Genomic DNA, 8283 nt, shown 5'->3' with positions numbered 1-8283 from the left:
ACTATTCTTTGAAATATTCTTCATCAAAAATAATCCTCCTCAATACTAAATCTCGTTATGTAAGGAAACTCCCCGTTAGCGTTCAGAAGGGCAGCGATAGCTTGTGCAGCTAACGCTTTCGTTTGTTGAATAAGACAATTTTAATTTTTTACCCTTAGAAGCCTTCTCAGTTCTTGATATGGAGTAGAATATGAATCTTCATATTTTTGAATATGCTCTCTTAGAACTGACCAATTCTTTTCAAGTGCTGGATGTAATTCAGTGGTTTCCGCAATTCTATATAAGTCCATTAAAAAGTAAAGTGTCGCCCAAATCAAATAATCCTCGTCTAATTCTAAAAGTACATTTACAACTTCTGGAATATAATTAAAAGCAACTTCGGAGCTCATATCCTTTGAAATTGCTTCAAATGATTTACTAAAATACCACTCGTCTGCGTCAAGTTTATCTTGCCAATTATCATATATCTGAATTAGCTTCTTGTCCGTAATAATCACACCCTTTATGGAACTATTGCTATCCGTTAGTGACACAACAGCAACGGCAGTTAGTTCGCATTAATTAAATAACTCTTATTGGCATTTAATACATGTTTTTCTTCACCAACAAAGCCACTAATCAATTAGTGAAACCATACCGTACTACTTCGACTACTTCTCCATTATCGCCAATTAATTCAACTTCCATTTTCTCTGCATCAGTATATAAATTGCCAATATTAATTAGAAACACATTATTACTTTCTATCTGAGCAGTTCTGGTTATTTCATTATCATCACCATTTTCTTTTGGCACGAAAAATTTTATATTTACTTCTTTGACACTTTTAGAGCTTACAACACCGTTTAGATATTTATCGTCGGTCTCTGGATGAATAAACTGTTGGAATAGAATAGGGGCAAATTCTCCAAAATCCCCACCGAGTGACATTGCTACTTCGCCTCTACCAATATCACGTTTATATTTCCCACCTTTTTTGTCGTAAGTAACTACTGTTAACATACCTGAATCGTTTTCGTCTCTCTTAAAAAGATATACAACCATTCTTTGTTCTTCGTCATCCAACAATACTTCATTTGTTCCTTCGTTAATTTCAGCGTTTAATGCCTCTTCTAAAGATGGGTAATAACCACCATTATTAAGTAGTTCACACGCTGTTAGAATAAACAATAAATACGAAACTATAAAAAATATAAGTCCCCTTTTCATTACTATTTGCTCCTTTCTTATGCTACGTTTCTTCTTCAATCCTCCAGCTCAATAATGAAGCAAAAAGCGTCACTGCTGTTGTTCCAGTAACGCCACCCGTTAACACGGTGAGAGGAGTTCCCGCCAACGACAGCTTCTGATTTTCAACTAATGCATCCTTTAAGTTATATCCTCACTCGAATACTCTATTGATACTTACAACTCCTCCAATCGCTGATTAGTTTTTTCTAGTGCTTGTATATAATCATTCACCGTTTCAAGCTCTCCGTTTTGGTAAGGCTCTACTACTACTTGAAGAGCTTCCCTAAATTCTTGTAATTTTCCTTCTGATGGATTATTACTTAAATTTCTAGTTATGAATTGGTATTGTAAAGAATCATACCGTCGGATTTCTTCTAATAATGTTCTATCGATATCACGATGATTAAGGGGATACCATGTAGTGTTTATACTTTTTAAATCAGAAATCACATCATCGATATCATCATAATGAGTATCCTCATCAAAATATCTATCAATAAAAGATAAGTTCAATTCAGCAAATCTAAAGGTAAAAAAGGATACCTGCTCACTCATTTGTGCCATATGCTGTGTGTCAGACCTAGACTCCTGAATAGATGAGTAAAGAAAAATGACATTTAGAATGATAGAAGCTACTAAACAGCTAATTAAGACTTTTTGTTTCATTTTTTCAACCTCTCCCATTATTTTGAAATTAAAATCATGCTCAATGGAACATTACCGAGGAATTAGGTTTATGGTCTTCCGCAATCGCGGGTTGCGAAAGGTCATTTTCTATTGAATAGTATATTTGTACTGTGCAGCAAATTGATCTGTTGTTTTTTCGTCTTTCTTCTTGAACATAAGCTATCCGTTAGCTTAACAGCAGATTGCGTCTTGATTTTACGTCCTCACTACAATTCCATGAATGAATACCCTATTTATTCATTTCCTTCTGGTATCTCTCTGAGTGTTGTTGCAGCCTCAAAATGGTGTCAACCCAATCTGTCATATTGACATCTTTGGTAGAACTATTAAAAACTCCAAGTTCAATGTCCCAACTCTTGCCTGTATCTCTTATTAGTTTTAAAATATTATAAGTGTGTTCCTCTAAATATAAAATCCCATTTGAATCAATTTCTTCAAAAAGTAGATTTATACGATCAGCCATAAACTTTGTAGTGTTATATGTAACACCAGCTAAATCATTTGCCCTTTTGGGGTACAAGATTTTTGCTAATCTTTCAATGGTATTACTTTCTTCCTGAATTATCAATAACACTTCTTCAATTTGCTTTAAAGAAGCCTTAGGTATTTTGTCAGCATTTAAAGACTGATTCGTTTTTTCATGTAAAATATATACATTCCAACTTAAGCTATTCAAACTTTCTCCTAAATGGCTATTTAAATAGGTTTCATATTTTTGATTCTTCTGATATTGAAAACCTCCGAAAACTACCGATAAAACTAACAAAGTAATAAGTAGTATTTTAGTTCGTTTTGACACGAAATCCCCCCTCCTACCTAGTTACCCTTCTTTAAACTCTTATCAATAACTTGAAAAGGGCAGCATAATCGTTGTTACATTAATGCACGTCGTTACTTGAAGAAAAATAATGTTAATCTTGGACTATGTGTATTATTTAGTTCTTTTTAAGCTATTCCATTTGAAAGTCTTTTAAAAATTCATTCATTTCATTTACATTTGTAGTTCTTAATACAATCCCCTCGTTATCCAAAACAATAAACGTAGGAAATTCGTTAATTTTCAATGCCTTTGCATACTCATGCTCACTTTTATGAGCGGCAATAAGACGCACAACAGTCAAATCAACCCTTGAATAATCAAAATCACCTATTTCAGTTACGTCTGTCCAAAATGAATAGATGTGATATTGATTTTCTTCTTCAGCTTTCATATTACTTATTATTTTATTTTCGTTCATATTATCACCAAATGAACACGCAGTTAATATCAACATGAATGTCAAAATCATAATAATTACTCTCATTTTTCCACCTCTTTCTTTTTCTTTCTTCTTCATACGAATAGGTAAGGGTTTGAAGTTATCGCTCCCTTTTCCCCTCGTTCACACCGTACGTGAAGCTTTCACCTCATACGGCGTTCCAACTAATTAAATCCATTCAATTCTATGTATATTATAATGAAACGAAAATTAAATCCCCAAGTTAGATTGCGTCACTTTTGCATAGATTTCTAAGTTCATTGACCTTTTTTCTTTGTTTATTATTCAGTTGTAAAACTGAAAGTAATTTTTGGATTTTGTTTCTATCTTTCAAATGTATAAGTCGATGAACAGCTTCATGTAGCACTATCAAGTTTGAGTAGCTATCATCCTTTGAAACATAATAAGGATTTTTATGATGACAATGCCAATCATTTATGCCTAGTTCAACTCCTAAAATAGCACACTTTCCATACTGGGCAATGAACCTACTAATGCGATTATCGTTATATTCAATCGTTCGATTTGGGATGAAATTCTTCATGACAGAACCTAATACTTTTTTGTTAATCGCTTTTAAGTTTTTATGAATTTTCGCTCTGCCCTCGGCAGTGTAATTACAAATATTTTGAGAAAAACATAAAGATGTCCTATGCCGTTGGGCATATATAGGGACAAATACCATTTCTCTAATTTTGTAGAGCTTAGGGTCATATCCCTTGTAGCGTTTTTGTAATGTTTTAGTCATATCAGTAAAATTCGCTTCTGTTCTGAGGTCTTTTAGACGATTATATAAAGTCTTGCCTAATTGGGAGGTCAACTCGCTTAAGTTATTTGTAATTTGCGTAGCTGATGCATAGTAGTTTTGGATACCCATAACGACAGTGTTATAGTGCCAAACGGTTTCAATGCATGGTTTCTTTTTTACTGCTTTGATAGCTTCTTTAATTTTTATAGATGCATTTGTTTTAGCTTTCTTAGTCATGTTAGATTTAGCCACAAAGCCCATCCTAGTTTTTCCTTTTCTCACGGCTTTAATGGAGAAGCCTAGGAACTCTGACGAGTTCTTTTTAAGATTGATAACTTTGGACTTTTCTTCACTCGTTTCAAGGTGTAGTCTTGTTTTCAAGAAGTCCTTGATAGCATAATTCATTTTTATCGCTTGTGTCCGAGTCCGACATAGAACTTTAAAGTCATCTGCGTACCTTATAATGAAACATTCTTTCAAATTAGATTTTTTCAACGGTGCGTATTTTCCCGGGTATTTATAGGTAAACTTAGTTTGAAACGTTTCCCATTGGTCACTAACCCACCAATCCAATTCATTAAGAACTATGTTAGATAAGAGCGGAGATAGGATGCCCCCTTGGGGTGTTCCTTTTGATGGAATACCTTCACCTTCAATTTCAGCCTTTAGAAGTTTTGAAATAATTGATATTAACTGTTTATCTTTTATCCCAAACGTCCAAATTTGTTTTAGTAGCTTACTATGGTTCACATTGTCAAAAAAGCCTTTTATATCAACATCTATACAATGATAAAGCCCCGTTTGATTGATTAAAAATTCAAGTCTAGCTTTGGCATGATGTGTACTCCTATTTGGTCTAAATCCGTAACTGTGCTTATGGAATTTAGCTTCGCAAATCGGCTCTAATACTTGTAAGATACACTGTTGAAGAATTCTATCCCAAATAGTAGGAATTCCAAGTGGTCTTACTTTACCATTCGCTTTCGGTATAAACACACGTCTAACCTTTTGGGGTTCGTACGAACCTAACATAGCTTGAACTTTTTCAATTACATCTTCCACAGATAAATGTTTTACATCATCGATGGTTAATCCATTTGAACCAGCCGTTTTACTCCCAGTATTTCTTTTTATATTTCGATAAGCAAGACGTACATTTTCATTTGAACTTATAAGTTTCATTAAGTTATAGAAATTTTGACCACCGACACTTTGAGCATATAAATTATCAAAACAATGTTGCATGTCATAATACTCATTGTGTCGCAGTTTCTTTCGTTTTAACAAGTCGGTGACTCCCTTGGGAATTGAACCTCTTTTAGTCTGACAAGAACCTTATTAATCGTCAAAGAACTGTCTTACATGGTTGAATGTTTCTTTATTAGTCTAGTGGCTATCCCTTCACGTGGATTAGACGCTTCATCGGTACTGTGCCACCACTTTCACTGATGTTAAAGCAAGTTATACAATAACTAATGTCATTACTGCTTTCCTAGCTACCGTTTCATTAAGAGTAAGCTTTCAACGTCATCAGCTTACAACGTTGAATTATATTTATTATGGAATAAACTTAGGTGCTTCCTGTAAGCCTGTTAGTCGTTCATATGCCTTTAACATATCATGGATTTTCATATTAGCTAGTTTTACTCAACCACTACTAACCTCACAATTTGGTGATATACACATTTCTATGTATTGCAGGTATAGACCCGTACATTCAGAAGTTCATCAGCGTAGCCCTTTATTATAGGCTTTTTTGCATTCTCACCATATTTATTCAACTCAAGCATCATGATTTACACCACCCCCTCGGGTAGGTTTTCGGCAGCCGAACTGTTACGGTAAATTCTTACGCCTTTTTACCGAGCTTATAACACTATTATTCTTACTAATTTTAGTGCTACTCGACTAAGAGAGAGCCCTTCAAGGCGTTACTCAATCATTTGGCTCTTCAATATAATCCTTCAATTTCGACGAAATTGTCTACCTTTTATCTGAGTAATGTGACCATTCTCAATTTGGGGTAGAAACGTTTCGCACCACTAAACTGCTTCGTTAGTTTAAGTGAAATAATTCACAAACTCTAAACTTTCCTCAATGTTCACTTTAACATAAATATCCATTTATTTTTTAAAATAATTTAATAATTCATAAAGAAATTAACAAATTATTCGTTTCTTAGGACTGTCTTCTTGTGTGGCTGCTACGCTTCGGTAAGGGAATGTGCTACCGCTGAGGCGGCTTCTTTGGGAGGCAAGGCTTCTGGCTCTTTTTTAGCTGAACGAATGTGAAGCAGCTAGAGACAGGAGACTTTCCTGGCTTCGGAGCTTGGGGCTTCTTAGGGTTACTGGAGAGCTACGCGTGCTAGGCACGGGTAGCTGAATACTTCTATGATAGCCGGGCTAGTGGAGCACCGGACCGAACAAGGATTGTGAGGCGGGTTGCGGAGGGAGAACGGCTGGCTTCGTGAGAGGGCTTCTTGAATTAGCTTCGTGCTAAAAAAGCGCGGTCGGGATCGACGGCGCTTAGGTGCTTCTACGGAAGTGGGGCAGCTCTTCTTGGAATGGCTTCTTGAGTGGCTGCTACGCTTCGGTATATAACAGTTTATCTACGATCTCTAGAAGCTAAAGGCGTATCAAAAGCGTCATCAAAACCTAGTTCAGCTTGCTTTCTAATCGATGACTCTACATCAAGCTTTATTTGATATACAAACCATTTATAGTTTTGGTATCCTTCTTCGGGATCATCTAAATTAATACCGTCAATCCCCGGTTCAACCTTCATACATTTATCATAACCATGTTTCTTTCCTTGATCTATATAACTTTGATTAAAAAGGTGGCTTTTTAAGCCTTACTTTCGGGTGATAACCTTCCCCTCGGTAAATCACTTTATATTTTTCGTTAAATACTAATTTACAAGGGTTCTCATAAAATTTGCAATCAGTGGCTATTAAATAAAGACTACGGTTATGGTTAATTTTTTTATCAATGTCCTCTTCTTTATTGATCTCAACCCATGTTCCTTCTGGAAAATCGTCTTCTGATTCAAACATTTCTTTAAACTCTTTTCTAAAGTCATTCAATAAATCATGAAGCCTAGTTTTCATATTGTTCATAAAGCACCTCATAAAAGTTGGTTTAAAACCTATTTTTGTTACAATCCGATCACCTTATCGCCCCATTATAAGAATGCCTCGTATTACATAAGATCGGCTCTCTGCCGTCATCTACTCTAGGCTTGGAGTAATATAGGTGTTGGTCTTTTTGAGCGTAATTTTGTGGCTCAAACACTCCGGCTAGCAAATTTTCTAAATAAGGTAGACGCTCATTAATAGATTGGACGCTACGATGGTGTAGTTCAACGTTATTTGTACGGAGAGTTTCAGCAAATTCCTTTGTAATTTGTTGAGCTTCTTTTTCTGGCTTACCAGCAATCATCATGCGATAAGCCGGAATTGCTTTTAATAAATGAATTTGATCGTCTTTCCAATGTTTAGACATTTTCAACCCTCCTTAAAAACTAAGAAACTATTCAACTTTTAATCTCATCAGGCAATATACCGATCGTTGAAGTTGCTCCTCTAACATAAAATACGATATGCCGAGCTCTACTTCCTTCAAATTCGAAAACAAAATAACCGACTTCCCTAAATCTTTTTTGCTTGGGGCGATGTCTTTAATATGGTTTGGGAAGATCCAGCTGCATTCAAATTTCTTTGGTGAAAGGGTTGGAAAAGAATAAATATTACCTTCAGGATGAATCGCTACTGGGGCTTTAAAATGAAGGCGAGCTAAACGTTTTGCAGCCTTTCTCCGCCCTTCATGTATTGCTAACACGCTCGATTGTTGAATACTAAATTCCTTTATATGGCAAATTACTTGAATGCTTATTCTGGAAATACTTCTTATGAGTATCGTTACTCTTTAAATAAAATTTATGTTATAAAAAGATGTCTACATTAAAAAAATTATGATTGTTCAGCTTGGGTTTCAAATTTTTTCCGACGTACCCTATAAACAAACAGTAGAAACAAAGGGAGTAGCAAGCCAAATGTCAAAGTGTAAGGTGGGATCACTTTATTAAAGAAATTATTAAAAGAAATGACATTTTCAGTGATAAATTGTGTTACCAATAATAATAGTAGACCTAATGGGAAAATAAATGGACGAGATTGACGTAAGTTAAAAACTTGAGTAACCCCTAAATTTACCGCATATAGCAAAATAACTATTTTGAAGAATATTGTAATTAACCAAATAAATGCTAAAACTGCTTCGACACGGTCGATAATGTCAGCGATACTTATTTTTTGAGCAAGAAAATAAGTAGGGTATTGTTTAAATTCACTTAATACCA

General features: G+C 34.9%; 11 protein-coding genes. All 11 read right to left on the bottom strand.

What is annotated here, in order from left to right; all coding sequences use genetic code 11:
• Positions 1–140: 140 nt before the first annotated feature.
• Positions 141–533, bottom strand: a complete 393-nt coding sequence (locus tag BKP35_RS17290; RefSeq protein WP_245741997.1) for an ABC transporter — start codon at positions 531–533, stop codon at positions 141–143.
• 85 nt (positions 534–618) lie between these two features.
• A complete protein-coding gene (locus tag BKP35_RS17285; protein WP_071314635.1) occupies positions 619–1209 on the bottom strand; it encodes a hypothetical protein in 591 nt (196 codons plus the stop codon).
• Between the two features lie 195 nt (positions 1210–1404).
• Positions 1405–1896, bottom strand: coding sequence for a hypothetical protein (locus tag BKP35_RS17280; RefSeq protein ID WP_071314634.1), 492 nt, complete (start codon positions 1894–1896; stop codon positions 1405–1407).
• A 250-nt stretch (positions 1897–2146) separates the two neighbouring features.
• Positions 2147–2716 carry a hypothetical protein gene (locus tag BKP35_RS17275; RefSeq protein WP_071314633.1) on the bottom strand — a complete coding sequence of 190 codons (570 nt, stop codon included), beginning with the start codon at positions 2714–2716 and terminating at the stop codon, positions 2147–2149.
• A gap of 151 nt (positions 2717–2867) precedes the next feature.
• A complete protein-coding gene (locus tag BKP35_RS17270) occupies positions 2868–3254 on the bottom strand; it encodes a hypothetical protein (protein ID WP_169819259.1) in 387 nt (128 codons plus the stop codon).
• A gap of 145 nt (positions 3255–3399) precedes the next feature.
• On the bottom strand, positions 3400–5169 hold the full coding sequence (gene ltrA, locus BKP35_RS17265) for a group II intron reverse transcriptase/maturase (protein ID WP_071314637.1): 1770 nt from the start codon (positions 5167–5169) through the stop codon (positions 3400–3402).
• Positions 5170–6528: 1359 nt separating this feature from the next.
• Positions 6529–6708 carry a hypothetical protein gene (locus tag BKP35_RS17260; protein WP_071314631.1) on the bottom strand — a complete coding sequence of 60 codons (180 nt, stop codon included), beginning with the start codon at positions 6706–6708 and terminating at the stop codon, positions 6529–6531.
• A 46-nt stretch (positions 6709–6754) separates the two neighbouring features.
• A complete protein-coding gene (locus BKP35_RS17255) occupies positions 6755–7042 on the bottom strand; it encodes a hypothetical protein (RefSeq protein WP_071314630.1) in 288 nt (95 codons plus the stop codon).
• Positions 7043–7091: 49 nt separating this feature from the next.
• Positions 7092–7427, bottom strand: a complete 336-nt coding sequence (locus tag BKP35_RS17250) for a hypothetical protein (RefSeq protein WP_071314629.1) — start codon at positions 7425–7427, stop codon at positions 7092–7094.
• Positions 7428–7454: 27 nt separating this feature from the next.
• A complete protein-coding gene (locus tag BKP35_RS17245; RefSeq protein ID WP_071314628.1) occupies positions 7455–7763 on the bottom strand; it encodes a competence protein ComK in 309 nt (102 codons plus the stop codon).
• Positions 7764–7894: 131 nt separating this feature from the next.
• Positions 7895–8283, bottom strand: a 389-nt coding sequence (locus BKP35_RS17240) for a GerAB/ArcD/ProY family transporter (RefSeq protein WP_169819258.1), incomplete at its 5' end; no start/stop codon positions are given.

Origin of the sequence: Anaerobacillus arseniciselenatis (genome assembly GCF_001865995.1) — a bacterium.
In the GTDB taxonomy this organism is placed as follows: Bacteria; Bacillota; Bacilli; order Bacillales; family Anaerobacillaceae; genus Anaerobacillus; species Anaerobacillus arseniciselenatis.
This window is presented reverse-complemented; position numbering and strand designations above follow the sequence as displayed.

Coding starts and splice junctions, on each gene's coding strand:
- BKP35_RS17285 (WP_071314635.1), bottom strand. CDS start 1,209: ATGAAAAGGGGACTTATATTTTTTATAGTTTCGTATTTATTGTTTATT.
- BKP35_RS17280 (WP_071314634.1), bottom strand. CDS start 1,896: ATGAAACAAAAAGTCTTAATTAGCTGTTTAGTAGCTTCTATCATTCTA.
- BKP35_RS17270 (WP_169819259.1), bottom strand. CDS start 3,254: ATGAAGAAGAAAGAAAAAGAAAGAGGTGGAAAAATGAGAGTAATTATT.
- ltrA (WP_071314637.1), bottom strand. CDS start 5,169: ATGCAACATTGTTTTGATAATTTATATGCTCAAAGTGTCGGTGGTCAA.
- BKP35_RS17260 (WP_071314631.1), bottom strand. CDS start 6,708: ATGAAGGTTGAACCGGGGATTGACGGTATTAATTTAGATGATCCCGAA.
- BKP35_RS17255 (WP_071314630.1), bottom strand. CDS start 7,042: ATGAACAATATGAAAACTAGGCTTCATGATTTATTGAATGACTTTAGA.
- BKP35_RS17250 (WP_071314629.1), bottom strand. CDS start 7,427: ATGTCTAAACATTGGAAAGACGATCAAATTCATTTATTAAAAGCAATT.